Origin of the sequence: Pseudomonas sp. SMN5 (assembly GCF_052041925.1) — a bacterium.
GTDB lineage: Bacteria > Pseudomonadota > Gammaproteobacteria > Pseudomonadales > Pseudomonadaceae > Aquipseudomonas.
In genome coordinates, this window is the sequence record NZ_JBKGGX010000013.1 from 71,582 (window position 1) to 96,963 (window position 25,382).

At 59.2% G+C, this 25,382-nt stretch carries 24 protein-coding genes and 2 tRNA genes; 4 read left to right on the plus strand and 22 right to left on the minus strand.

The annotated features are described in order from the left end of the window. Positions 1–11 precede the first annotated feature (11 nt). The 10 genes from nusA to rlmE form a co-directional block, all read right to left on the minus strand. Positions 12–1,493 carry a transcription termination factor NusA gene (gene nusA / locus ACLEJR_RS14980; protein WP_440793669.1) on the minus strand — a complete coding sequence of 494 codons (1,482 nt, stop codon included), beginning with the start codon at positions 1,491–1,493 and terminating at the stop codon, positions 12–14. Positions 1,494–1,552: 59 nt separating this feature from the next. After that, on the minus strand, positions 1,553–2,011 hold the full coding sequence (rimP, locus tag ACLEJR_RS14985) for a ribosome maturation factor RimP (RefSeq protein WP_440793951.1): 459 nt from the start codon (positions 2,009–2,011) through the stop codon (positions 1,553–1,555). A gap of 140 nt (positions 2,012–2,151) precedes the next feature. After that, a tRNA-Met gene (locus tag ACLEJR_RS14990) sits at positions 2,152–2,228 on the minus strand. 95 nt (positions 2,229–2,323) lie between these two features. Continuing rightward, positions 2,324–2,409 (minus strand) — tRNA-Leu (locus ACLEJR_RS14995). Positions 2,410–2,430: 21 nt separating this feature from the next. Further along, the gene (secG, locus tag ACLEJR_RS15000; protein ID WP_440793950.1) at positions 2,431–2,814 is read right to left on the minus strand and encodes a preprotein translocase subunit SecG; all 384 of its coding nucleotides are present in this window, start codon (positions 2,812–2,814) and stop codon (positions 2,431–2,433) included. 4 nt (positions 2,815–2,818) lie between these two features. Continuing rightward, positions 2,819–3,574, minus strand: a complete 756-nt coding sequence (gene tpiA, locus ACLEJR_RS15005; protein ID WP_304554054.1) for a triose-phosphate isomerase — start codon at positions 3,572–3,574, stop codon at positions 2,819–2,821. Positions 3,575–3,640: 66 nt separating this feature from the next. Continuing rightward, complete coding sequence (gene glmM / locus ACLEJR_RS15010; protein WP_440793668.1) at positions 3,641–4,978, minus strand: phosphoglucosamine mutase; 1,338 nt, start codon at positions 4,976–4,978, stop codon at positions 3,641–3,643. Positions 4,979–4,994: 16 nt separating this feature from the next. Beyond that, complete coding sequence (gene folP / locus ACLEJR_RS15015) at positions 4,995–5,846, minus strand: dihydropteroate synthase (RefSeq protein WP_440814815.1); 852 nt, start codon at positions 5,844–5,846, stop codon at positions 4,995–4,997. Between the two features lie 8 nt (positions 5,847–5,854). Continuing rightward, positions 5,855–7,765 carry an ATP-dependent zinc metalloprotease FtsH gene (ftsH, locus tag ACLEJR_RS15020; RefSeq protein WP_440793665.1) on the minus strand — a complete coding sequence of 637 codons (1,911 nt, stop codon included), beginning with the start codon at positions 7,763–7,765 and terminating at the stop codon, positions 5,855–5,857. A gap of 191 nt (positions 7,766–7,956) precedes the next feature. Further along, positions 7,957–8,607 (minus strand): 23S rRNA (uridine(2552)-2'-O)-methyltransferase RlmE, encoded by a 651-nt coding sequence (rlmE, locus tag ACLEJR_RS15025; protein WP_135843643.1) that lies wholly within the window; start codon positions 8,605–8,607, stop codon positions 7,957–7,959. Positions 8,608–8,714: 107 nt separating this feature from the next. Between rlmE and ACLEJR_RS15030 the strand changes: the two genes are divergently transcribed. Beyond that, positions 8,715–9,023: a YhbY family RNA-binding protein gene (locus ACLEJR_RS15030; protein ID WP_039592320.1), complete on the plus strand. Its 309-nt coding sequence runs from the start codon at positions 8,715–8,717 to the stop codon at positions 9,021–9,023. Between the two features lie 10 nt (positions 9,024–9,033). Here ACLEJR_RS15030 and ACLEJR_RS15035 read toward each other — a convergent pair whose 3' ends face one another. The 8 genes from ACLEJR_RS15035 to grpE all read right to left on the minus strand — a co-directional run bounded on the left by ACLEJR_RS15035 (position 9,034) and on the right by grpE (position 19,511). Further along, positions 9,034–9,438 carry an MFS transporter gene (locus tag ACLEJR_RS15035; protein WP_440793661.1) on the minus strand — a complete coding sequence of 135 codons (405 nt, stop codon included), beginning with the start codon at positions 9,436–9,438 and terminating at the stop codon, positions 9,034–9,036. 28 nt (positions 9,439–9,466) lie between these two features. Then, the gene (gene greA, locus ACLEJR_RS15040; protein WP_440793948.1) at positions 9,467–9,943 is read right to left on the minus strand and encodes a transcription elongation factor GreA; all 477 of its coding nucleotides are present in this window, start codon (positions 9,941–9,943) and stop codon (positions 9,467–9,469) included. Positions 9,944–9,945: 2 nt separating this feature from the next. Continuing rightward, positions 9,946–13,167: a carbamoyl-phosphate synthase large subunit gene (gene carB, locus ACLEJR_RS15045; protein ID WP_440793659.1), complete on the minus strand. Its 3,222-nt coding sequence runs from the start codon at positions 13,165–13,167 to the stop codon at positions 9,946–9,948. 104 nt (positions 13,168–13,271) lie between these two features. Then, positions 13,272–14,408, minus strand: coding sequence for a glutamine-hydrolyzing carbamoyl-phosphate synthase small subunit (gene carA / locus ACLEJR_RS15050; protein WP_440793657.1), 1,137 nt, complete (start codon positions 14,406–14,408; stop codon positions 13,272–13,274). A gap of 255 nt (positions 14,409–14,663) precedes the next feature. Continuing rightward, positions 14,664–15,470: a 4-hydroxy-tetrahydrodipicolinate reductase gene (gene dapB, locus ACLEJR_RS15055; protein ID WP_440814816.1), complete on the minus strand. Its 807-nt coding sequence runs from the start codon at positions 15,468–15,470 to the stop codon at positions 14,664–14,666. A gap of 9 nt (positions 15,471–15,479) precedes the next feature. Continuing rightward, positions 15,480–16,604: a molecular chaperone DnaJ gene (gene dnaJ / locus ACLEJR_RS15060; RefSeq protein WP_245145158.1), complete on the minus strand. Its 1,125-nt coding sequence runs from the start codon at positions 16,602–16,604 to the stop codon at positions 15,480–15,482. Between the two features lie 322 nt (positions 16,605–16,926). Further along, complete coding sequence (dnaK, locus tag ACLEJR_RS15065; RefSeq protein WP_041025003.1) at positions 16,927–18,843, minus strand: molecular chaperone DnaK; 1,917 nt, start codon at positions 18,841–18,843, stop codon at positions 16,927–16,929. A 101-nt stretch (positions 18,844–18,944) separates the two neighbouring features. Next, positions 18,945–19,511, minus strand: coding sequence for a nucleotide exchange factor GrpE (grpE, locus tag ACLEJR_RS15070; RefSeq protein WP_440814818.1), 567 nt, complete (start codon positions 19,509–19,511; stop codon positions 18,945–18,947). A gap of 243 nt (positions 19,512–19,754) precedes the next feature. Between grpE and recN the strand changes: the two genes are divergently transcribed. Beyond that, a complete protein-coding gene (recN, locus tag ACLEJR_RS15075) occupies positions 19,755–21,428 on the plus strand; it encodes a DNA repair protein RecN (RefSeq protein WP_440793651.1) in 1,674 nt (557 codons plus the stop codon). A 75-nt stretch (positions 21,429–21,503) separates the two neighbouring features. Here the strand turns inward: recN and fur are convergent, their stop codons facing one another. Then, positions 21,504–21,908, minus strand: coding sequence for a ferric iron uptake transcriptional regulator (gene fur, locus ACLEJR_RS15080; RefSeq protein ID WP_440793649.1), 405 nt, complete (start codon positions 21,906–21,908; stop codon positions 21,504–21,506). Between the two features lie 97 nt (positions 21,909–22,005). On the opposite strand from fur, the gene ACLEJR_RS15085 reads away from it, so the two are divergent. Next, the gene (locus tag ACLEJR_RS15085) at positions 22,006–22,533 is read left to right on the plus strand and encodes an outer membrane protein assembly factor BamE (protein ID WP_440793647.1); all 528 of its coding nucleotides are present in this window, start codon (positions 22,006–22,008) and stop codon (positions 22,531–22,533) included. 57 nt (positions 22,534–22,590) lie between these two features. Here the strand turns inward: ACLEJR_RS15085 and ACLEJR_RS15090 are convergent, their stop codons facing one another. Genes ACLEJR_RS15090 through ACLEJR_RS15100 form a run of 3 tightly spaced genes read right to left on the minus strand, consistent with a single transcriptional unit; the run spans position 22,591 to position 24,744 of the window. Next, complete coding sequence (locus tag ACLEJR_RS15090) at positions 22,591–22,893, minus strand: RnfH family protein (protein ID WP_440793645.1); 303 nt, start codon at positions 22,891–22,893, stop codon at positions 22,591–22,593. Then, positions 22,890–23,333 carry a type II toxin-antitoxin system RatA family toxin gene (locus tag ACLEJR_RS15095; RefSeq protein ID WP_440793643.1) on the minus strand — a complete coding sequence of 148 codons (444 nt, stop codon included), beginning with the start codon at positions 23,331–23,333 and terminating at the stop codon, positions 22,890–22,892. Before ACLEJR_RS15095 ends, ACLEJR_RS15090 begins: the two co-directional genes overlap by 4 nt. A gap of 7 nt (positions 23,334–23,340) precedes the next feature. Then, positions 23,341–24,744 (minus strand): sodium-dependent transporter, encoded by a 1,404-nt coding sequence (locus tag ACLEJR_RS15100; RefSeq protein ID WP_440793641.1) that lies wholly within the window; start codon positions 24,742–24,744, stop codon positions 23,341–23,343. A 118-nt stretch (positions 24,745–24,862) separates the two neighbouring features. On the opposite strand from ACLEJR_RS15100, the gene smpB reads away from it, so the two are divergent. After that, complete coding sequence (gene smpB / locus ACLEJR_RS15105) at positions 24,863–25,345, plus strand: SsrA-binding protein SmpB (protein WP_440793946.1); 483 nt, start codon at positions 24,863–24,865, stop codon at positions 25,343–25,345. Positions 25,346–25,382 lie beyond the last annotated feature (37 nt).

Genomic DNA, 25,382 nt, shown 5'->3' on the forward strand with positions numbered 1-25,382 from the left:
GCCGCGCCTAATTACTCGAACCAGTGGGCTCGGGCGGCCATGATCAACTTGCCGGCACGATCATCGTCAATGCCGTCGATGTCGAGCAGGTCGTCAATAGACTGCTCGGCCAGGTCTTCGCGGGTAATTACGCCGCGCACCGCCAGTTCCATCGCCAAATCCTTGTCCATGCCCTCAAGCGAGAGCAGGTCTTCGGCCGGATGGGCGTCTGCCAGCTTTTCCTCAGTAGCGATGGCTTTGGTCAACAAACGATCCTTGGCACGAGCGCGGAGCTCGTTGACGATTTCCTCGTCGAAGCCGTCGATGTTGAGCATTTCTTCCACCGGCACGTAGGCAATCTCTTCCAGGCTGGTAAAGCCTTCATCCACCAGCACCTGGGCCAGCTCTTCATCGACTTCAAGTTCTTCGATGAAGTTGCGCAGGATGTCGCCGGTTTCAGCTTGCTGCTTAGCCTGGATGTCCGATTCGGTCATCACGTTCAGGGTCCAGCCAGTCAACTGGCTGGCCAGACGCACGTTCTGACCACCGCGACCGATGGCCTGAGCCAGATTGTCTGCGCCAACGGCGATGTCCATGGCATGGGCATCTTCGTCGACGATAATTGCCGCCACTTCAGCAGGCGACATGGCGTTGATCACGAACTGAGCCGGGTTGTCGTCCCACAGGACGATGTCCACGCGTTCGCCGCCCAGCTCGCCGGATACGGCCTGGACACGCGAACCACGCATACCGATGCAGGCGCCTTGCGGGTCGATGCGCTTGTCCTTGGAGCGGACTGCAATCTTGGCACGCGAACCCGGATCACGGGAAGCAGCCATGACTTCGATCAGGCCTTCGGCAATTTCCGGCACTTCGATACGGAACAACTCGATCAGCATTTCCGGCGCGGTACGCGACAGGATCAACTGCGGGCCACGGTTCTCCGTGCGGATTTCCTTGAGCAACGCGCGCAGCCGCACGCCAACCCGGAAGGTTTCGCGAGAAATGATGTCCTCACGCGCCAGCAACGCCTCGGCGTTGTTGCCCAGGTCGACGATCACGTTGTCGCGGGTGACTTTCTTCACGGTGCCGGAGATGATTTCCCCCAGCTTCTCGCGATAGGCATCGACGACTTGGGCGCGCTCTGCTTCGCGAACCTTCTGCACGATGACCTGCTTGGCGGTCTGCGCAGCAATACGACCGAACTCGATGGACTCGATTTTCTCTTCGACGACATCGCCTACCTTGGCACCCGGGTGCGTTTGCGCAACCTTGCTTGGCCAGGTTTCGATCGCCGGATCGTCCAGGTCGTCTTCCTCGACCACCGTCCAGCGACGGAAAGTCTCATAGGCACCGGTGTGGCGATTGATTTCCACACGCAAATCAACTTCGTCTTCAAACCGCTTCTTGGTAGCAGTGGCCAGAGCCAGCTCCAGCGCTTCAAAAATCACTTCAGCCGGTACGCCCTTTTCATTGGATACCGACTCAACAACCAGCAGTACTTCTTTGCTCATCGTACGCCTCGCCTTTCGCAAGCCATTGGATCCGCGGGATCCGCAGTATCTGGCACGTATCAGTCAAAACTGGGAATAATGTTGGCCTTGTCGATCATATCGATCGGCAACAGGAACTCGTGGTCGTCTACCTGCACCACGACATCCTGCTCTTCTACACCACGCAGAAGGCCCTGGAAGTTGCGCCGACCTTCGAAAGGCGAGCGCAGCCTGATCTTCACTTGTTCACCGGCAAACGAAGCAAACTGTTCAAGAGTGAACAGCGGGCGTTCCATGCCAGGCGAGGAAACTTCAAGGGTGTACTCAGAGCTGATTGGATCTTCAACATCCAATACACCACTGATCTGGCGGCTGACGATGGCGCAATCGTCCACCAACACGCCGCCTTCCTTATCGATATAAACGCGCAACAATGAGTGGCGACCTTGAGCCGAAAACTCAATACCCCAGCATTCATAGCCCAGGGCCACGACCACCGGGGCCAACAAGGCCTGCAACTGTTCTAGCTTGCTCGACACCTGAACCCCCTCGTGCATGTTTGTGCATGCTGTGCAAATAAAAAAAAATGGGCGAATCGCCCATCCCTGAAACGCCGTTGAACAGCGGCGTTATAAAGTGTCCAGCTAACAAAAAGCCCCTTGGAAGGGGCCCCTGAAACTGGTTGCGGGAGCCGGATTTGAACCGACGACCTTCGGGTTATGAGCCCGACGAGCTACCAGGCTGCTCCATCCCGCGACAAAGCTGGGGCGCAAGTATACGGCTGAACCCTTACAGGGTCAATGTAACCTCCACCTACAAGAAAGCCCGCAATTGCGGGCTCTCCTGATAATTGGTACCGAGAAGGGGACTCGAACCCCTACACCCTATGGGCACAACCACCTCAAGGTTGCGTGTCTACCAATTCCACCACCTCGGCAATACAGCGTTTGAAACCTTCTTACTTCTGCTCTTGAGCTTGAGGTACGTCAGTCGCCGAGTTGGCCGACTTTTGCTCTTGAAGCACCGGGACATCATCAGAAGCCGGTTGTTGCTTGGGCGCCTCCAATACCGCTGGGTTTGGCAAACCTACTTGAGTCAGCTCATGAGCTTTCTCTTTAGCAAAGTAACCTAACCCTAAGCTGGTCATGAAGAAACCGGCGGCAAGTATAGCAGTAAACTTACTAAGAAAGGTAGAGGAACCTTGGCTTCCGAACACAGTATTTGAAGCACCTGCACCGAAAGACGCGCCAGCATCGGCACCTTTACCCTGCTGCAGCAATACGAGAGCAACTACGCCCAGTGCGCCCAGCAGATGAAAAACGACTACGACTGTTTCCAGCATTTTTTCAGTTTCCCGCGGCGCGACAGATCGCACCGAACTCATCTGCATTCAGGGACGCTCCACCAATGAGCCCCCCATCGATATCCGGCATGCCGAACAGTTCGACCGCATTGGCCGCCTTCACGCTGCCGCCGTATAGAAGCCGCACACCTCGTGCCACTTCAGAATTCTCTGCCGCCAACTGCGCGCGGATGGCTGCATGCACATCCTGCGCCTGTTGCGGCGAAGCAGTCAGCCCGGTGCCAATGGCCCAGACCGGCTCGTAAGCAATGACTGCTTTTGCAAAAGCGCCGACACCCAGGTCTTCAATGATGCTGCCCAGCTGACGCCCGACAACTTCAAGGGTCTTGCCGGCTTCGCGTTGCTCGAGAGTTTCCCCTACGCACAACACCGGAGTCAGACCACACGCCTGGGCCGCTGCAAATTTGCGAATCAGGGTCTTGTCCTGCTCGCCCATGATCAGGCGACGCTCGGAGTGTCCGACCAGGACCAGAGTACAACCTGCATCCACCAGCTGACTCGGCGCAACCTCACCGGTCAACGCACCTTGCATGGATTCCACCGCAGAGTTCTGCGCGCCGACCGAAATCGACTTGCCTTTCAAGCCATCAATCACCTGATTGATATACAAGCAAGGCGGGAATACCGCGACATCAACACCGCTTGGCAAGGCCAGATGACGAAGGCCATTGATCAGCTCAGCGACGCTGGCGCGGGTACCGTGCATCTTCCAGTTACCAGCTACCATAGGGCGACGCATGCTGTACCTCGTCGGTCAAAGTGGGCGCAGATGTTACCCAACCGATTCATGACTGGCAAGCCGAATTCAGGCAGAAACTTCAGTTACGATCTTCGCCAGCTCTTCAGCGTAACCACGAACCTGTGCTTCATCCTCGCCTTCGACCATGACGCGCACCAAAGGCTCGGTGCCGGACTTGCGCAGCAATACACGTCCACGCCCCGCCATCGCTTGAGTTACGCGCTCGCTGGCCTCTCGGACCGCTGCGTGCTCAAGAGGATTCGCACCGCCACCAAAACGCACATTTATCAGTACCTGCGGACACTTGCGCAGCGCTTGGCGCGAGTGTGCAAGCCCTTCGTTACGTGCCTTGAGCGCCATCAGCACTTGCAGGGCGGCGATGATTGCGTCACCGGTGGTGGTGTGATCGAAGCACACGATATGACCGGAGTTTTCCCCCCCGATCTTCCAGTTGCGCTCCAGCAGCTCGGACATTACGTAGCGGTCGCCCACGTTGGCCCGCACGAAAGGAATATCCAGATCTGCCAGGGCGAGCTCAAGCCCGAGGTTGCTCATCAGTGTGCCAACGACGCCGCCGTGCAACTTGCCTCGCTCGCGCAGATCCCGAGCGATGATGAACAGCAGCTCGTCACCGTCCACAAGAGTACCGGTATGGTCAACCATCAAGACCCGGTCGCCATCTCCATCGAAGGCGATGCCGAGATCGGCATGCTCGGCCAGCACGGCAGCCTGCAACGCTTCGGTATGAGTGGAACCACAATTGTGATTGATATTCAGCCCGTTGGGCTGGGCAGAAAGCACCACAACCTCTGCTCCCAACTCACGGAAGACACTGGGCGCGACCTTATAGGTTGCGCCATGGGCACAATCGACAACAATTTTCAGGCCCGCGAAACTGGTACCGGCCGGCACGCTGCCCTTGCAGAATTCGATATAACGGCCTGACGCATCGTTGATCCGCGACACCTTGCCGATCTTGCTCGACTCAACCACCGTCATCGGCGTATCCAGCAGCTCTTCGATCATCAGTTCCACTTCATCCGGCAGCTTGGTGCCCTTGCCAGAGAAGAACTTGATGCCGTTATCGTCATGCGGATTGTGCGAGGCACTGATCACAATGCCCGCCTGCCCCTGAAAAGTACGGGTCAGGTACGCAATGGCAGGCGTCGGCATAGGCCCCAACAGCATGACATCGGCGCCCGCCGAAGTCAGGCCAGCCTCGAGAGCCGACTCGAACATGTAGCCGGAAATACGCGTGTCCTTGCCTACCAGCACCTTGCAAGCGCCCATTTTGCGGAACGCCATGCCAGCTGCCCAGCCGAGCTTGAGCATGAAATCAGGGGTGATGGGATACTCGCCGACCCGACCACGAATACCATCGGTGCCAAAGTATTTTTTGCTCATGAGTGCTCCGTCATTCTTATTCGGCTGAATCCACAGCGGCGATCATCCGTACGACATCCATCGTTTCGGCCACATCGTGCACACGCAGTATGCGCGCACCTTTGGTCAGGGCCAGGGCCGCGAGTGCAAGCCCGCCGTACAGACGCTCACCTACCGGACGCCCTAGGGCATTGCCTATCATGCTCTTGCGCGAGACCCCGACCAACAAGGGTCGCCCCAAGGCATGCAAGGCTTCCATATGTTTGAACAGGCTCAGATTGTGAGCCAGCGTCTTGGCAAAGCCAAACCCCGGATCGAGAATAGTTCGCTCTGCAGGGATTCCCGCCACCGCGCACTGTTCCAAACGCTGCGCGAGGAATTCGCCCACCTGTGCGGTCACGTCGTGATACTGCGGGTCGTTCTGCATGGTCCCCGGCTCGCCACGCATATGCATCAGGCATACCGGCAAGCCAGTAGCCGCCGCCGCATCCAGCGCTCCGTCGCGCTGCAACGACCGGACATCATTGATCAAACCCGCACCGAGACGTGCAGTTTCGCGCATGACCGCAGGCGTAGAAGTATCAACCGAGATGATCACATCGAGCTCGCGATGGATGCGCTCGACAATCGGTGCCACCCGCTCCAGCTCCTCGGTGGGAGAAACCGATCGGGCGCCCGGCCGGGTCGATTCGCCGCCGACGTCGATCAGCGTCGCCCCAGCGGCAACCATGGCCTCGGCATGTCGTAGCGCAGCGTCATGCTGACTGAAACGACCACCATCGGAAAAGGAATCGGGAGTGACATTGAGAATACCCATGACATGCACATGGGCTAAATCAAGAACCCGGTTGCCGCAAGGCAACCGGGTCGAGGACGGAACAGAAGTCATTTCAAGCCTTAGACATCAGCAGCCGGACCGCCAATCGGTGTTTCCGGACGCTCGCCCTGCACTGCCGGCGGGGTACCGGAGGTGCCGGTACCGCCCGACCAGTCGCGAGGCTCGCGAGGCGTGCGTCCCGCCATGATGTCGTCGATCTGGTCGGCATCGATGGTTTCATACTTCATCAGGGCGTCGGCCATGGCGTCGAGCTTGTCACGGTTATCCGTCAGGATCTGCTTGGCCGTGCCGTAGCACTGGTCGATGATGCTGCGCACTTCCGAGTCAATCAGCTTGGCCGTCTCGCCAGAGAAGCTGGCATGCTGGCCACTGCCACCACGCCCTAGGAAAACCTCCCCTTCTTCTTCGGCATACATCAGCGGCCCCAGCTTCTCGGACAGGCCCCACTTGGTGACCATATTCCGTGCTATCTGGCTGGCACGCATGATGTCGTTCGATGCACCGGTGGTCACGCCGTCGAAGCCCAACGTCATTTCTTCTGCGATACGACCGCCGTACAGCGAACAGATCTGGCTGATCAGGGCGCGCTTAGACAGGCTGTAGCGATCTTCCTCCGGCAGGAACATGGTCACGCCCAAAGCACGACCACGCGGGATGATCGAGACCTTGTAGACTGGATCATGCTCAGGCACCACGCGACCGACGATGGCGTGGCCCGCCTCGTGGTATGCGGTGTTCTGCTTTTCTTTCTCCGACATGACCATGGATTTGCGCTCGGCGCCCATCATGATCTTGTCCTTTGCCAGCTCGAACTCTTTCATCTCGACGATGCGCTTGCCGCCACGAGCGGCGAACAGCGAAGCCTCGTTGACCAGGTTGGCCAGGTCGGCACCGGAGAAGCCCGGCGTACCACGAGCGATGACCGCCGGAGCGACATCATCACCCATCGGCACCTTGCGCATATGAACCTTGAGGATCTGTTCGCGACCGCGGATGTCCGGCAGCCCCACGACGACCTGACGGTCGAAGCGGCCGGGACGCAGCAACGCAGGGTCGAGTACGTCAGGACGGTTGGTGGCGGCGATCACGATGATGCCGTCATTCATTTCGAAACCGTCCATCTCCACCAGCAACTGGTTGAGGGTCTGTTCGCGCTCGTCGTGACCGCCGCCCATGCCGGCGCCACGATGGCGGCCGACGGCGTCGATCTCGTCGATGAAAATGATGCATGGCGCGTGCTTCTTGGCCTGTTCGAACATGTCACGAACACGACTGGCACCCACGCCGACAAACATTTCCACGAAATCGGAACCGGAAATCGTGAAGAACGGCACCTTGGCTTCGCCGGCAATCGCCTTGGCCAGCAAGGTTTTACCGGTACCGGGTGGGCCAACCATCAGCACACCGCGAGGAATGCGGCCGCCCAGACGCTGGAACTTGCCCGGATCGCGCAGGAACTCGACCAGTTCGCCGACTTCCTCCTTGGCCTCGTCGCAGCCCGCGACGTCGGCCAGGGTAGTTTTCACCTGGTCTTCGGAAAGCAGACGGGCCTTGCTCTTGCCGAAACTCATCGGCCCGCCCTTGCCACCGCCGCCGCCCTGCATCTGGCGCATGAAGAACATGAACACGGCGATGATCACCAGGATCGGGAAGCTTGCGACCAGGAGTTGGGTCCAGATGCTCTGCTGCTCAGGCTGCTTGCCTTCGATCACGACGTGGTTGTCCACCAGGTCACCGATCAGGCCATTGTCCTGGATTGCCGGACGAATGGTCTTGAAGGTGTCGCCATCGGCGCGCTTGCCGGTAATCACATAGCCATCAACGGCTACGCGCTCGACCTTGCCATCCTTGACCTGCTGGATGAAGTCGGAATAGTTGAGGGTCTGCGGCTCGTTAGGGCTGGAGAAGTTGTTCATCACGGTCACAAGGACAGCGGCGATGATCAACCACAGGATCAGATTCTTTGCCATATCGTTCAATTAACTACCCTCTGAAGCAAGCTCCGCTACTGGCGCGCGCTTCGCATGATATTCACCGGCCTAACTTACTACATTACCTACGACTCTGGCAGGCGCCGTCTGTAACCCTTTGTGAAACTTTGACCGCGCAATTTTCGTTACGTGGCATTTTCAATGCGAGACAAAAAAAACTATCACCCCACTCAAAGACGCTCATCGCTCGCTGCGCCTTCGACTCCGCGGAACCCCCGCGCCAGCAGATACTGCTCGCGAGAGCGGTCACGGGACGACAATGGCTTGCGCATCTGCACCTTGTCGAACAATTTGCGCATGCCCTTGTGGTACTCGTCAAAACCTTCCCCCTGGAAGACCTTGATCAAGAAATCGCCACCCGGGCGCAGTACCCGCCCGGCAAGATCCAGGGCCAGCTCACTGAGGAACATTGCACGAGGCATGTCGACAGCGGCCAGTCCACTCATATTGGGGGCCATATCGGAAATCACAAGGTCGACCTGCGTATTTCCGACGGCTTCGAGGATTTTCGCCAGCACGGCGTCTTCCGTGAAATCACCCTGGATAAAGGTCACGTCGGGGATACTGTCCATTTCCAGGATATCGGACGCAATCAGCCGGCCCTGACCGCCAATCAGACGACTGGTCACTTGCGACCACCCACCCGGCGCTGCTCCGAGATCGATCACCGTCATGCCTGGGCGGATCAGGCGATCCTTTTCCTGGATCTCCAATAATTTGTAGCTGGCACGTGAGCGGTACCCGTCTTTTTGCGCCATTTTGACGTACGGATCGTTGAAATGCTCTCTGAGCCAGTTCTGGCTAGTCTTGGAACGGGCCACGGGCCACCTCTAAAAATAAAACGGGTCGTGATTAAGTGGGCGGTCCCGGACTCGCTCGGGTAAACTGGCCGCCGCTTTTTTACAAGATCAGACGCAGGGGTCAGATTATGCCGCTCACTCAAGAGCAGAAGAAACAATACAAATCCATTGGCCACCATCTGAAACCGGTTCTGACTGTGGCTGACAACGGTTTGACTGAAGGTGTACTGGCCGAACTGGAGCGTGCCCTGGGTGACCATGAGCTGATCAAGATCAAGCTCAACATTCTGGACCGCGAAGCCCGCCTGGCCGCCATTGCCGAATTGTGCAAGGCCGGCAAGGCCGACCTTGTGCAGGTCATCGGCAAGATGGCGCTGATTTATCGCAAGAACTTCAGCGTCAACAAGCAACTGTCGAACGTTCACCGCTTCAAGTGATGCCAAAGGGTCAAGGGTGTGCCTCGCACACCCTGCCACTCCATCCGGGGACCGGTTGCAGCACCAGCACCAGGCCGGAAAATCCCAGGACCAGGTAGCTGAACACCTGCCACTGGCCAGCATCCGGCCAGCCGAGACGCACCGCAAAGAACATCCCGCACGCGTACAACGCCATGAGCAGCAATTGCCCACGAATGTCGCGCCATAGACTGGCAAGGCCCTCGGCCTGAACCAGCACCAAAGCCTGGAATATCACGCACATCGCGCAAAAACCCACCAGCAGCATCGTCAGCGTGCCTGCAATTTCGTCGATGAGCAATGGCGCAAGGCCGATCCGATTGAGCACTGGCAGCAATCCGATGTGCAGCAACCAGACGCCGCCCACCCATAACATCTGGGTGAGCTGCCAGACCATGGCGCCCGCTCGAAGCGGGCGCCTTCTTTCAGATGTGACGGACTTCGACAATCTCATACTCGATCACGCCACCGGGCGTCTTCACCGCCACCACATCGCCCTCTTCCTTGGCAATCAAGGCGCGAGCGATGGGCGAGCCGACGGAGATCTTGCCAAGCTTGATGTCAGCCTCATCCTCACCCACGATCTGGTAGGTGACGCTTTCATCGGTCTCGACGTTGGCGATTTCAACGGTAGTGCCAAAGATGACCTTGCCAGTATGCGGAATCGTCGTGACATCGATGATCACCGCATTCTGCATGCGGCCTTCGATGTCACGAATACGCGCCTCGACCATGCCCTGCTCTTCGCGTGCGGCATGGTACTCGGCATTTTCCTTGAGATCGCCCAGTTCACGGGCCTCACCAATGGCCTGGCTCAAGCGCGGACGCTCGACCTTGGTCAAATGAGCGAGTTCTTCTTCCAGGGCGCGAGCGCCCTGAACAGTCATGGGGTACTTGGTTATGCTCATGCCTTCAATCCTGCATGTAAATCCTGCAAGCGACGCACGGTCTTCTCAGGACCGAACTTGAGCGCTTCGCAGATCGCTTCGCCCGCGGCAATGGTCGTGGTGCAATAGATCTTGTGCTGCAGCGCATTGCGGCGGATGGAGTAGGAATCGGCGATCGACTGGCGACCCTCGGTGGTGTTGATGATCAGCGTGACTTCGTCATTCTTGATCATGTCGACCACATGCGGACGCCCCTCGGTCACCTTGTTCACGCGACGCACTTTCAGCCCTGCCGCCTCGATCAGCTTGGCGGTACCGGCAGTGGCGACCACTTCGAAGCCCAAGTTGATCAGATCACGAGCCACGCCTGCAACCAGTGGCTTGTCGTCATCACGCACGCTGATGAACGCAGTACCACCTGTCGGCAGGACTTCACTGGCGCCCATCTGGGCCTTGGCGAACGCTTCGCCGAAGGTGTCGCCCACGCCCATCACTTCACCGGTGGACTTCATTTCCGGGCCAAGGATCGGGTCGACACCCGGGAACTTGGCGAACGGGAACACCGCCTCTTTGACGCTGTAGAAGTTCGGGATGATTTCCTTGGTGAAGCCCAGTTCCTTCAGGGTTTTGCCTGCCATGACCCGTGCAGCGATCATTGCCAGGGAAACACCGATGCACTTGGAGACGAACGGTACGGTCCGGGAAGCGCGCGGGTTGACTTCGATGACGTAGATATCTTCGCCCTGAAGCGCCAGCTGCACGTTCATCAGGCCGACAACGCCCAACTCCAATGCCATTTTCTTGACCTGCTCGCGCATCTCGTCCTGGATGTGCGCAGGCAACGAGTAAGGCGGCAGCGAACAGGCGGAGTCACCGGAGTGAACCCCGGCCTGCTCGATGTGCTGCATGATCGCGCCAATCACCACGTCGGTGCCGTCGCTGACCGCATCCACGTCCATTTCGATGGCGCAGTTGAGGAAGTGGTCGAGCAGCACCGGGCTGTCGTTGGACACCTGAACCGCTTCGCGCAGGTAGCGCTTGAGTTCTTCTTCCTTGTAGACGATTTCCATCGCCCGGCCACCCAGCACATAGGACGGACGCACCACCAGCGGGTAACCGATCTTGGCCGCAGCCTTGACCGCCTCGTCCTCGCTGCGCACGGTGGCGTTAGGCGGCTGACGCAGGTTCAGGCGCTCGACCATCTGCTGGAAACGCTCGCGGTCTTCGGCGCGGTCGATCGCGTCCGGGCTGGTGCCGATGATCGGCACGCCGGCCGCTTCCAGGGCACGCGCCAGTTTCAGAGGCGTTTGGCCGCCGTACTGGACGATCACGCCCTTGGGCTTCTCGACGCGGACGATTTCCAGCACGTCTTCCAGGGTCACCGGTTCGAAGTACAGGCGGTCGGAAGTGTCGTAGTCGGTGGACACGGTCTCCGGGTTGCAGTTGACCATGATGGTCTCGTAACCGTCGTCGCGCAGGGCCAGCGCGGCGTGTACACAGCAGTAGTCGAACTCGATGCCCTGGCCGATCCGGTTAGGACCGCCACCCAGGATCATGATCTTGTCGCGGGTCGATGGCGCGGCTTCGCACTCTTCTTCGTACGTGGAGTACAGGTAGGCGGTGTCGGTCGCGAATTCAGCCGCGCAGGTGTCGACGCGCTTGTAGACCGGGAATACTTCCAGCTTGTGGCGATGGGCCCGCAGACTCTTCTCGGTTACACCCAGCAGCTTGGCCAGGCGCTGGTCGGAGAAACCCTTGCGCTTGAGGCGGAACATGGTGTCGCGGTCGATGCTGGACATGCCCAGGGTCTTGACCTTCTCCTCTTCCTTGATCAGGTCTTCGATCTGCACCAGGAACCAAGGGTCGATCATGTTCATGCCGAAGATCTGCTCGACGGTCATGCCGGCGCGGAAGGCATCGGCCACGTACCAGATACGCTCGGCACCCGGCACGGTCAGCTCGCGCTTGAGCTCGCTCATGCTTTCCGGATTGCTCAGGTCCAGCTTCGGATCGAGACCGCAAACACCCACTTCCAGGCCGCGCAGGGCTTTCTGCAGGGATTCCTGGAAAGTCCGGCCGATGGCCATGACTTCACCGACCGACTTCATCTGCGTGGTCAGGCGGGCGTCAGCCTTGGCGAACTTCTCGAAGGCGAAACGTGGCAGCTTGGTAACGACATAGTCGATGGATGGCTCGAAGGACGCCGGGGTCTTGCCACCGGTGATGTCGTTCGACAACTCATCCAGCGTGTAGCCCACGGCCAGCTTGGCGGCGACCTTGGCAATCGGGAACCCGGTGGCCTTGGAGGCCAGGGCCGACGAACGGGAAACCCGAGGGTTCATCTCGATGACCACCATGCGCCCGGTGTTCGGGCAGATGCCGAACTGGACATTGGAGCCGCCGGTTTCCACGCCGATCTCGCGCAGTACCGCCAGGGAGGCGTTACGCAGGATCTGGTATTCCTTGTCGGTCAGGGTCTGGGCCGGTGCGACGGTGATCGAGTCGCCGGTGTGCACGCCCATCGGGTCAAAGTTTTCGATGGAGCAGACGATGATGCAGTTGTCCTTTTTGTCACGGACAACTTCCATTTCGTATTCTTTCCAGCCGATCAGCGATTCGTCGATCAGCAGTTCCTTGGTCGGCGAAAGGTCCAGACCACGCGCACAGATTTCTTCGAATTCTTCGCGGTTATAAGCGATACCGCCACCGGTGCCGCCCATGGTGAAGGACGGACGGATGATGCACGGGAAGCCCAGTTTGTCGAGGACCGCATTGGCCTCTTCCATGCTGTGGGCGATGCCCGAGCGCGGGCACTCCAGGCCAATGGCTTTCATGGCCTTGTCGAAACGGGAACGGTCTTCGGCCTTGTCGATGGTGTCGGCGTTGGCACCGATCATCTCTACGCCGAACTTCTCCAGGACGCCTTCGCGCTCCAGGTCCAGGGCGCAGTTCAGGGCAGTCTGCCCACCCATGGTTGGCAACAGTGCGTCCGGGCGCTCTTTCTCGATGATCTTGGCAACGGTCTGCCACTTGATCGGCTCGATGTAGGTAGCGTCGGCCATGGCCGGGTCGGTCATGATGGTGGCCGGGTTGGAGTTCACCAGGATGACGCGATAGCCCTCTTCGCGCAGGGCTTTGCAGGCCTGGGCGCCGGAGTAGTCGAATTCGCAGGCCTGGCCGATCACGATCGGGCCAGCGCCGAGAATCAGGATGCTTTTTATGTCTGTACGTTTTGGCATGGGTTTGTCACTCAAATCCGCAGGTCAGTCGGCTAGGCCGTCGAACAATCTTTGCAGCGCCTGAGGGGGCCGCCGTATGCGGGGCCGCCCTCGGGCTTACGCGGTCAGCGTCGCTTGGCCATCTCATTGATGAAGCGATCGAACAGCGGAGCCACGTCGTTCGGGCCCGGGCTCGCCTCAGGGTGACCCTGGAAGCTGAACGCGCTCTTGTCGGTGCGCTCGATGCCTTGCAGCGTACCGTCGAACAGCGATTTGTGGATCGCGCGAACGTTGGCCGGCAGGGTCGCTTCGTCTACCGCAAAACCGTGGTTCTGGCTGGTGATCATGACGACGCCGGTGTCCAGGTCCTGCACCGGGTGGTTGGCACCGTGGTGGCCGTGGCCCATTTTCAGGGTCTTGGCACCCGACGCCAGGGCCAGCAACTGGTGGCCGAGGCAGATGCCGAACACCGGGATCTCGGTTTCCAGCACATCTTTGATTGCCTGGATCGCGTAGTCGCATGGCTCCGGATCACCCGGGCCGTTGGACAGGAACACGCCATCGGGTTTGAGGGCCAGCACTTCTGCGGCTGGGGTTTGCGCCGGCACTACCGTCACACGGCAGCCACGCTCTACCAGCATGCGCAGGATGTTCAGTTTGACGCCGTAGTCGTAGGCCACCACGTGATAGGGCAGCTCGGAAGTCTCGATAGTCGCGTGACTGTCGGTCTTCAGATCCCAGACCGAAGAGCGCCACTCGTACTGCTTCTGGGTGCTGACCACTTTGGCCAGATCCATACCCTTGAGGCCTGGGAAACCCTTGGCAGCGGCGATAGCCGCCTCTTCGGAAATGTTATCGCCAGCCATGATGCAGCCGTTCTGCGCACCTTTCTCCCGCAAGATGCGGGTCAGGCGGCGGGTGTCGATACCGGCGATCGCCACGACGTTGTTGGCTTTCAGGTAATCGGACAGTGACATGGTGTTACGCCAGTTGCTCGCCACCAGCGGCAGATCACGGATGACCAGGCCGGCGGACCATACACGGTCGGACTCGGCATCTTCCGGCGTGGTGCCAGTGTTGCCGATGTGCGGGTAGGTCAGGGTAACGATTTGCTGGGCGTAGGAAGGATCGGTAAGAATTTCCTGATAGCCGGTCATTGCGGTGTTAAACACCACCTCACCAACGGTCTGACCGTCGGCTCCAATGGCTTCGCCGCGAAAAATGCTGCCATCAGCAAGGGCGAGTATGGCTGGCTTAGTCAAGAAGACCTCCCGTAAATAAAGCCTGAAAGGGCGATCGCAGGTTGTAAAAAAGCGGAGTGACGTATGGACACGTCACCCCGCTTGTTCACTGAATTATTCTGCGCGCTTTTAGTGGACACACTAAAGCTGTAGCTTACAGAAAAAGGCTTTTTTGGTCCACCGCTAATGAGCCTTAAAGGCAGGGGAATGCGACAGACCGTCGCGAAGCGGTGAAAAACGGGGCGCAGTATAACCTGTACCCCGCTTTGCGATGCATCAACGCAGGTCGAGAACGTCCTGCATGTCGTACAGGCCAGGCTCACGCCCATCCAGCCACAGCGCTGCACGTACGGCGCCCTTGGCGAAGGTCATCCGGCTCGAGGCCTTGTGGGTGATCTCCAGGCGCTCGCCCTCGGTGGCGAACAGGACGGTGTGATCGCCTACCACATCACCACCGCGCACAGTCGCGAAACCAATGGTGTCTCGATCTCGTGCGCCGGTGTGGCCCTCGCGTCCGTAGACCGCGACTTCCCGCAGATCGCGACCGAGCGCATCGGCAATCACCTCTCCCATGCGCAACGCCGTTCCCGAAGGCGCGTCGATCTTGTGCCGGTGATGCGCTTCGATGATTTCGATATCCGCGTCATCACCCAGGACCCGCGCCGTCAGATCCAGCAGCTTCAGCGACAGGTTCACACCCACGCTGAAGTTCGCCGCGAACACGATCGGAATGTCCTTGCCGGCATCGGCCAGCAATTGCTTCTGCGCCGCATCCAGTCCGGTGGTGCCGATGACCATGGCCTTGCCGTGCTTGCGGCAGATGGCGAGGTTTTTCAGCATCACTTCCGGCAGGGTGAAATCGATCAGTACATCGAATTCATCGAGCACCTTTTCCAAGCCACCGGTCATCGGCACGCCGATACGCCCCAACGACGCCAGCTCCCCGGCATCAGCACCCACCAGCGTGCTGTCAGGCCGAACGATGGCAGCCGTCAAGCCGGAGAGCGGAGAGCGCTGCTGCACCGCCTCGACCAACGCCTTACCCATGCGCCCCGCAGCGCCCATCACAGCTATACGTCGCATGCGACCTCCTTACAGATCGCCGAAGAAGCGCTTCACGCCTTCGAACCAACCGGTGGTTTTAGGGGAATGACTGTTGTCACCCTCCAGCGAACTGCGGAACTCTTCCAGCAACTCACGCTGGCGCCGACTCAGGTTGACCGGTGTCTCTACTGCCACGCGGCACATCAGGTCACCGGCGCCGCCACCACGCACTGGCGCAACGCCTTTGCCGCGAATGCGGAACTGCTTGCCAGTCTGCGTACCCTCGGGAATCTTCAGCTTGACGCGACCATCGAGGGTCGGGATCTCAAGCTCGCCACCCAAGGCTGCATCGACAAAGCTGATCGGCACTTCGCAGAACAGATGCTTGCCGTCGCGTTGGAAAATCGCGTGCTCGCGCACATTGATAACCACGTACAGGTCGCCGGTCGGACCACCTTGGGCACCCGCCTCGCCCTCACCCGACAAGCGAATACGGTCACCGGTGTCGACACCAGCCGGCACCTTGACCGACAGCGTCTTGTACTCTTCGACACGCCCTTCGCCGTGGCAGGAGTCGCACGGATCGGAGATGATCTTGCCCTGGCCATGGCATCGCGGGCAGGTCTGCTGCACCGAGAAGAAGCCTTGCTGCATGCGAACCTGGCCGATACCGCCGCAGGTTGGGCAGGTGACGGGCGACGAGCCTTTCTTGGCGCCCGAGCCATCGCAAGGCTTGCAATTGACCAGCGTCGGAACGCGGATATTGACGGTGGTACCACGCACCGCCTCTTCCAGGTTCAGCTCCAGCGTGTAGCGCAAGTCACTGCCACGCTGGGCACCGCCACGAGAGCCACCGCGACCGCCGCCGAAGAAATCGCTGAATACGTCGCCGAAAATATCGGAGAAATTCTGACCGCCGAAACCGGCGCCACCGCCGCCCATGCTCGGGTCGACCCCGGCATGACCGTATTGGTCGTAGGCTGCGCGCTTGCTGGAATCGGACAGTACCTCGTAAGCCTCGTTGGCTTCCTTGAACAGCTCTTCCGACGCTTTATCGCCGGGATTACGGTCCGGGTGGTGCTTCATGGCCAGACGACGATAAGCCTTCTTCAGCTCCGCCTCACTGGCACCCCGCTCAACACCCAATACTTCGTAGAAATCACGTTTTGCCATTAGTCTTTGCACTCTTATAGGACGTCCGGCAAACCTCTCCTGAACCTTGCCAAACTCGTTGAGCCCCCATACAGGCCCGGACCCAACTCACGTCGATTCAACGATCCTGGTCTTCAATCTTTCAGCCAGGGCCCCGGCCAAAACGCAGTGCCTGTCGATCGAAAAGCAGGAGCATCCCCGATCACACCGCCAGCATCCGAACGCCGTCGCATGCTGTAAAAATTCGCTGGCTCCAGACACGCCAACGCGGGAGCAAGCTCCCGCGCGGCGACATCCTACCAGCCACCGCACAAATGCAGTCAACCGGCCGACCAACAAGCGATTACTTGTGGTCTTTCACTTCTTCGAACTCGGCATCGACGACGTCGTCGGCTTTTTCGGCCGACTCGCCTTGCTGTGCGGCGCCTTCAGCCGGCTGGGCCTGCTCGGCGTACATCTTCTGAGCCACTGGCGCGGAGACCTTGGACAGCTCTTCGATCTTCGCTTCGATGGCAGCCTTGTCGTCGCCCTTGACGGCAGCTTCCAGGGCAACCACGGCCGCTTCGATGGCAGTCTTCTCTTCCGCGGTCACTTTCTCGCCTGCATCAGCGATCATCTTGCGGGTCGAGTGCACCAGGGCATCACCCTGGTTGCGGGCGCTGGCCAGCTCTTCGAACTTGCGGTCTTCCTCGGCGTTGACTTCAGCGTCGCGAACCATCTGCTGAATTTCTTCCTCGGACAGACCGGAGTTGGCCTTGATCACGATCGACTGAGTCTTGCCGGTAGCCTTGTCTTTCGCGCCGACGTGCAGGATACCGTTGGCGTCGATGTCGAAGGTCACTTCGATCTGTGGCACGCCACGTGGAGCCGGTGGAATCTCAGCCAGGTCGAACTTGCCCAGGGACTTGTTCTGGGCAGCCTGCTTGCGCTCACCTTGCAGTACGTGAATGGTCACGGCGCTCTGGTTGTCGTCGGCAGTCGAGAACACCTGGGATTTCTTGGTAGGAATCGTGGTGTTTTTCTCGATCAGCGCGGTCATCACGCCACCCATGGTTTCGATACCCAGGGTCAGCGGGCTGACGTCGAGCAGCAGAACGTCCTTCACGTCACCGGCCAGAACGGCGCCCTGGATGGCAGCACCCATGGCAACGGCTTCGTCAGGGTTCACGTCCTTGCGCGCTTCTTTACCGAAGAAATCGGTCACCAGCTTCTGGACCAGCGGCATACGAGTCTGACCGCCGACCAGAATCACGTCGTTGATCGAACCTACGTCGATACCGGCGTCTTTCATGGCGATGCGGCAAGGTTCGATGGTGCGCTGAACCAGGTCTTCCACCAGCGCTTCGAGCTTGGCGCGGGAGATTTTCACGTTCAAGTGCTTAGGACCGGTGGCGTCTGCGGTGATGTACGGCAGGTTCACGTCGGTCGACTGGCTCGAGGACAGCTCGATCTTGGCTTTTTCAGCGGCTTCTTTCAGACGCTGCATGGCCAGCGGGTCACCCTTGAGGTTCATGCCGCTTTCTTTCTTGAACTCATCTACAAGGTAGTCGATCAGGCGGATGTCGAAGTCTTCACCACCGAGGAAAGTGTCACCGTTGGTTGCCAGAACTTCGAACTGGTGCTCGCCGTCGACTTCAGCGATCTCGATCACCGAAACGTCGAAGGTACCGCCACCCAGGTCATAAACGATCACGGTGTGATCGCCCTTGGCCTTGTCCATGCCGTAGGCCAGAGCCGCTGCGGTTGGTTCGTTGATGATGCGTTTTACGTCCAGGCCCGCGATGCGGCCGGCGTCTTTGGTGGCCTGGCGCTGGCTGTCGTTGAAGTAGGCAGGCACGGTAATGACCGCTTCAGTCACTGCCTCGCCGAGATAATCTTCGGCGGTTTTCTTCATTTTCTTCAGGATTTCAGCCGAGATCTGTGGCGGCGCCATTTTCTGGCCGTTCACTTCAACCCAGGCGTCGCCGTTGTCAGCCTTGGCGATTTTGTAAGGCACCATCTTGATGTCTTTCTGAACGACTTCTTCGTCAAACTTGCGACCGATCAGACGCTTCACCGCGTACAGGGTGTTATGCGGATTGGTCACTGCCTGACGCTTGGCCGACTGGCCAACCAGAATCTCGCCATCGTTGGCGTACGCAATGATCGACGGCGTGGTACGCGCGCCTTCAGCGTTTTCAATGACTTTGGCCTTGCCGTTTTCCAGCACGGAGACGCACGAGTTGGTGGTCCCCAGGTCGATACCGATAATCTTGCCCATGTTAACTCTCCCGGAACTTGGATTTTGTTGCCGCAGCAGTGGTGGCTATCTGCGGTAGCACTTAAACGCTTGACTTATAAATGGGGCCGTTACGACCGATTTCAAGCCTGCTCATCAATAGAAGGCGAAACCGGTGCCGGCGACTTGCTGACCACAACCATGGCCGGGCGCAGCAGGCGGCCGTTGAGCAGATAGCCCTTCTGGAAAACTTTCAGGACGCTGTTGGGCTCGACGTCGGCACTTTCCTGCATCGCCATGGCCTGATGATGCTCGGCATTGAACGGTTCGCCATGGGGATCGATGGCTTCGAGCTGGTAACGCTTGAGCGTGTCCTGGAACATCTTCAGGGTCAGCTCGATGCCTTCACGCATCGGGCGGATGTTTTCGTCATCCGGATTGGACAGTTCCAGGCCGCGTTCCAGGCTGTCGATAATCGGCAGCAGGTCACCGGCGAAACGCTCCAGGGCGAATTTGTGAGCCTTTTCTACATCCTGCTCGGCGCGACGGCGGACATTCTGCAGGTCGGCTGCTACACGCAACGCCTGATCCTGCGCACCGGCCAGTTGCTCCTCGAGCACTTGTACACGTGCCGCCAGGTCCTCACCCGAATCCTGGGGAGCCTGATTGGCGTCTAGATTTTGCGTGTCCTGCGTCTGTTCGTCAGCCATAGAGATTTCTCCTTTCAACTTCGTCCGCGAGCTCGACTCGCGCTTCTGCCCCGGTATATGGGGCCGGGTTTTTCAGCTTCAAGGGCCGCCCGACGAATTAACCTTACAAAAAACAGCTGCATACCCATTCCGTGCAGCACTAAGAAAACCATCGAACCAAGCAAATCGAGCTAAGCGAAGGCATTGTCAGGCCGAAACAAAACACTGTATAAATAACCAGACCTAAAGCCTGGGAGCGGCCTTATGCTGGTGCACCTGTCCGTACACAATTACGCCATCGTCGAACATCTCGACCTCGAACTCGATCGAGGTATGAGCGTGATCACCGGTGAAACCGGCGCCGGCAAGTCGATCATGCTCGACGCCCTCGGCCTGACGCTGGGCGATCGTGCCGACAACGGCGTGGTACGTCCCGGCGCAGACAAGGCCGACATCCTGGCGACATTCGACCTGGTCGACATCCCCGAAGCCCGCACCTGGCTGGCCGAGCGCGACCTGGACACCGACGGTCCGTGCATCCTGCGCCGGGTCATCACCGCCGAAGGCCGCTCCCGTGGCTACATCAACGGCACGCCTTGCCCATTGGGCGATCTCAAGGCCCTCGGCGAGCTGCTGATCGATATCCACAGCCAGCACGAACACCAATCCCTGCTCAAGACCGATACCCATCGTCGCTTGTTGGATGAATACGCTGGCGCCACCGACCTAGCTCGCCAGGTCCAGCTGGCAGCCCAGCGTTGGCGCCAGACGCGACAGGAGCTGGAGCGGCTTTCCAACTCGGGCGATGAACAGCGCGCCCGTCACCAGTTGCTCAGCTACCAGCTCGAGGAACTGGAGAACCTGGCCCTTGGGGAAAACGAGCTGGAGGAACTGGAGCAGGAACACAAGAACCTGACCAATGCCGAAGCCCTGCTGGGCATCTGCCGCCAGGTCGTCGATCAATGCAGCGAAAGCGATTCGGGGAACGTACTCAACGCCCTGACCGCGAGCCTGAACCGACTGTCCAGCGTGAACAACTCGGTAGGTGCCCTGAGCGAAGCGACCAACCTACTGACCAGCGCGCAGATCCAGGTCGAGGAAGCTGTCGGGGAATTGAACCGGTTCCTCGATCATTTCGATGCCGACCCGGCTCGACTCCAGTATCTGGAAGAGCGCCTCGACACCATCTATACCCTGGCCCGCAAACATCGCGTCCAGCCAACCGAAGTGGCCGAACTCCAACAACGGCTGCTGGAAGAGCTGGAAACCCTGAATGCCAATGACGAGTCCATTGAGCGGCTCGGTGATGAGCTGGCGGCCTATGCCCGTCATTACCAGGAAAAGGCCAAAGAACTCAGCGAACTGCGCAAGCAGGCCGCCACAGGGCTGGCCAGTGCCGTGGAACAGGAAATCCAGCGATTGGGCATGCCGGGGGGACGCTTCACCATCGAACTACACCCCAACACCGGTGACGAACTTCAGCCCAACGGGTTGGAGCAAGTGGAGTTGCTGGTCAGCGCCAACCCCGGCCAGCCGCTCAAGGCCCTGGCCAAAGTTGCTTCGGGCGGTGAGTTGTCGCGGATCAGCCTGGCCATCCAAGTCATCACGGCGCAGACGTCTCGCGTGCCGACCCTGGTATTTGACGAGGTGGATGTGGGTATCGGGGGGCCGACTGCGGAAATAGTCGGGCAATTACTGCGCCGACTCGGAGAGCGGGGCCAAGTGCTGACGGTCACTCACCTGCCCCAAGTCGCGGCCCAGGGGCACCAGCATTTGTTCGTGCACAAAGTGCGTGGAGAGGATGCCACTCGCACCGCGGTGTCCAAGCTCAACAAGAACGAACGCGTGGAAGAAGTGGCACGGATGCTGGGAGGGATCGACCTCACCAAGGAATCCCTGGCCCACGCGAAAAAAATGGTGGTTGCGGCAAAAAGCTGACAACCGCCATAAAGAAAGAAGGCGACCCTGGGGTCGCCTTCTTTCGTTTCGGGAGCCTGAGCTCACGCAACATGCTTATTTGAGCTTGCGTACGTGTAAGACGAGATGGTGATCGATCAGCTCGAAACCATGCTCTTCAGCAATTGCCTTTTGCAACTTTTCGATTTCCGGACTGACGAATTCGATGACCTCACGGGTCTCCACGTTCACCATGTGATCGTGATGCTCCCCGTCAGCCAATTCAAAGACAGCATGACCGCCATCGAAATTGTGACGAGCCACAAGACCCGCTGCCTCGAACTGGGTCAGGACACGGTAGACCGTGGCCAGACCAACGTCCTCGCCAGCCTCCATAAGCGCCTTGTAGACGTCTTCGGCACTCATGTGGCGTTGCTCGGCGGAATCGAGCATTTGTAGAATCTTGACCCGTGGCAGGGTCACTTTGAGGCCGGCTTTGCGTAGTTCGCTATTTTCAACCATGGTCAGCTTTCTCGCGATGCTGCTTCGCAGCTTCTCTTAATGCGGGTATGATCGGCGTTTACGTTGTCCCAGCCAAGATAGTGGAAGTCGCCCACCGATGCAAAACACCAAGCTCTTGCTAACCAGTTTCACCTTCGTGGGACTGCTCGCACTCGCCGGTTGTTCATTCCCCGGGGTTTACAAAATCGACATCCAGCAGGGCAATGTCGTCACGCAGGACATGATAGACCAGTTACGCCCGGGAATGACCCGCCGGCAAGTACGTTTTATCATGGGCAACCCTCTGCTGGCCGACACGTTCCACGCCGATCGCTGGGATTATCTCTACAGCTTGCAGCCCGGTGGCGGTGAGCGCCAACAGGAACGCATCAGCGTTATCTTCAACGCCAATGACCAACTTGTCAGCCTGTCGGGCGATTTCATGCCCGGCGTGAGCCGCGACGAGGCCATCATGGGCAAGGACAGTGGCACGACAGTCACTGCGCCGGCGGAGAACGCCGACAAGTCGAAACCGGAAAAGCCGGCCAAGCCAGGTTCATTGCTGGATCAGATCCAGAAGGACGTGGACAACGTCGAGACCGTACCCGTCCCGACGCCAGAGCCCCTGGATACGTCGCCCCAGTAATCGGCGATATAAAAAACCCGGCATGCCGGGTTTTTTATTGCCTGCGTTCCTGACCCGCTATTGTCCCGATTGACGCGCCAAGGCAGCCTTGGCTGCGCGTAACCGACGGACTTCTTTCGGATCCACCAACAATGGCCGATAGATTTCCAACCGGTCGGCCGCCTGTACCAACTGGTGCTCCGGATCGGCCACGACCTTGCCAAAAATTCCGACAGTGCAAGTCGCCAGATCCAACTCCGGGAATGCATCGGCAATCCCTGACGCCAGCAGCGCCGCACGGACACTCGTGCCTTGCGGCACGGCACAAGTACGCAACTCCTGACGCTCGACAGAGGCGTACACCACTTCTATTTCGATCAACGCTTGAGCTCTGCGTTTTGCTTGGCACGCTGGCAGAAAGCGTCGACCAGGGTGTTGGCGGCTTGATTGAACAACGGCCCCAACGTCGCCTTCACCAGAGGACCGGCGTAATCGAACGACAGGTCCAGGCTGATCTTGCAGGCCTTTTCACCCAGCGGCTTGAATACCCAGACGCCGTGCAGCTGGTTGAAAGGCCCCTCTTCCAGGTTCATTTCAATGGACTGTCCCGGCACCAGGGTATTGCGCGTGACAAAGCGCTGGCTCAAGCCGCCCTTGGCTATGTTGAGACTGGCACGCATATGGGTCTCGGAACTCTCAAGCACCTCGGCCGATGAGCACCAAGGCAAGAATTGCGGGTAACTCGCCACATCGTTGACCAGGTCGTACAACGCCTGCGCCGGATAGGGCAGCAAGGCCGAGCGTTGAATATGTGTCGTCATGTAAGCGTCACTTCCACAGCTGGGCGGCAAACACTACGAGAATGCCGATGGGCGCCACGTAGCGCATCAAGAACAGGCTCAAGGCGAACAATACAGGGCTGCGCAGCGACAGCTCGTCACGCACAGCTTCACGCCCCATCACCCACCCTGCAAACACCACGAAACACAAACCGCCCAACGGCAGCATGATCCGCGATGTGAAGAAATCAATCACGCCAAAGAAATCCAGCCCTCCGGTAGCCCCCCACTGATAGAGACTGAACATCCCGTCTTCGTTCACGAAAAACTTGGCCTGCTTCCATATATTGAAGGAAAACACCGTCCCCAGGCCCACGAACCAGCAGGTGAAGGCCAACCAGAAGGTCACCCAGGCGCGACCGATACGCGTGCGCTCAACCAGATAGGCCACCATGGGTTCGAGCAGGGAAATGGCCGAGCTCCAGGCGGCGATGGCCACCAGGACGAAAAACACCACGCCCATCAACTGTCCGAACGCCATGCTGCCAAAGGCGAACGGCAAGCTGACAAACATCAACCCTGGGCCTTCGCTGGGGTTCAAGCCGGCGGCGAACACAATCGGAAACAAAGCCACACCGGCCATCAGCGACACGAAGGTATCCAACAGCGCGACGCCGACGACCGTGCGGGTCAGGGAGGCGTTCTTGGGCATGTAGGCGCCGTAGATCATGATCGAGCCAACGCCCACGCTCAGGGAGAAGAACGCATGCCCCATGGCCGGCAGCAGGCCATCCAGCACTTTTTCCGGCTTGAAGTCGAACATGAAGTGCAGGCCTTCCATGAAGTGCCCGGTGGTCATGCTGTAGCCCAGCAGCACCAGGATCATGACGAACAGCAGCGGCATCATGATCCGCAGGCTGCGCTCCAGCCCCGCAACGACACCCTTGGCAATCACCACGGCCGAAAGCACCATGAAAATCGTATGCCACAGGGTCAGCCGCCACGGATCGTCGATCACCTTGCCGAAGTAGGCGCCAACCTGATCAGGCGCGACGCCCTGGAAATCCCCTCGCCCCATGTCGATGATGTAATCCAGCGACCAGCCGCCGACCACACTATAGAAAGACAGGATCAGCAAAGCGGTGATCATCCCGGCGAAGGCGCCCCAGGACCACTTGGTCGAGTGCCCTGCTTCTACCGCCAGCACCTTCAAGGCATTGGCCGGGCTTTGCCGGGCGCGACGTCCGATCAGCGTTTCGGCGAGCATGACCGGTGCCCCGATCAGCGCGATGCACGCCAGGAACATCAAGACGAAGGCGCCGCCACCGTAGACGCCCACCATGTATGGAAACTTCCAGATGCTACCCAGCCCCACGGCAGAACCGGTTGCCGCGAGTATGAAGACCCAGCGGCTAGCCCAACTGCCGTGGACAGAAACCTTGTCTGTCGACATCGTGATCACGCCCAAGCGTTCAAAAAAGAGGCCGCATTGTCCGGGATTCACTCAAGGTGCTCAAGCACACCGCTTCACCGTAGCCGACACGCGCGCAACTGCCTATAATGCCGCCCCTATGGCTAAACAGAAGAAACACCCCACAGGGACCATCGCGCAAAATAAAAAGGCGCGACACGATTACTTCATCGAACAACGGTTCGAAGCTGGCATGGTCCTGGCCGGCTGGGAAGTAAAGAGCCTGCGTGCCGGCAAGGCGCAACTGGTGGACAGCTACGTGCTGCTCAAGGACGGCGAGGCCTGGCTGCTGGGCAGTCATATCACGCCGCTGACCACCGCCAGCACCCACGTGATTGCCGACCCGGTGCGCTCGCGCAAGCTGCTGCTCAACAAGCGCGAACTGGAAAAGCTCTTCGCGGGCGTCCAGCAGAAGGGCTACACCTGCGTCTGCACGTCGCTGTACTGGAGCAAGCACTTGATCAAGTGCGAGATTGCGCTGGGCAAGGGCAAGAAGGAATACGACAAGCGCGATACCGAGCGCGAACGCGACGCCGGTCGCGAGCTGCAGCGGGCCGTGCGGAACAAGGGCAAGGAAGACTAGCCCGCGCAAGAACCCATGTGGGAGCGAGCCTGCTCGC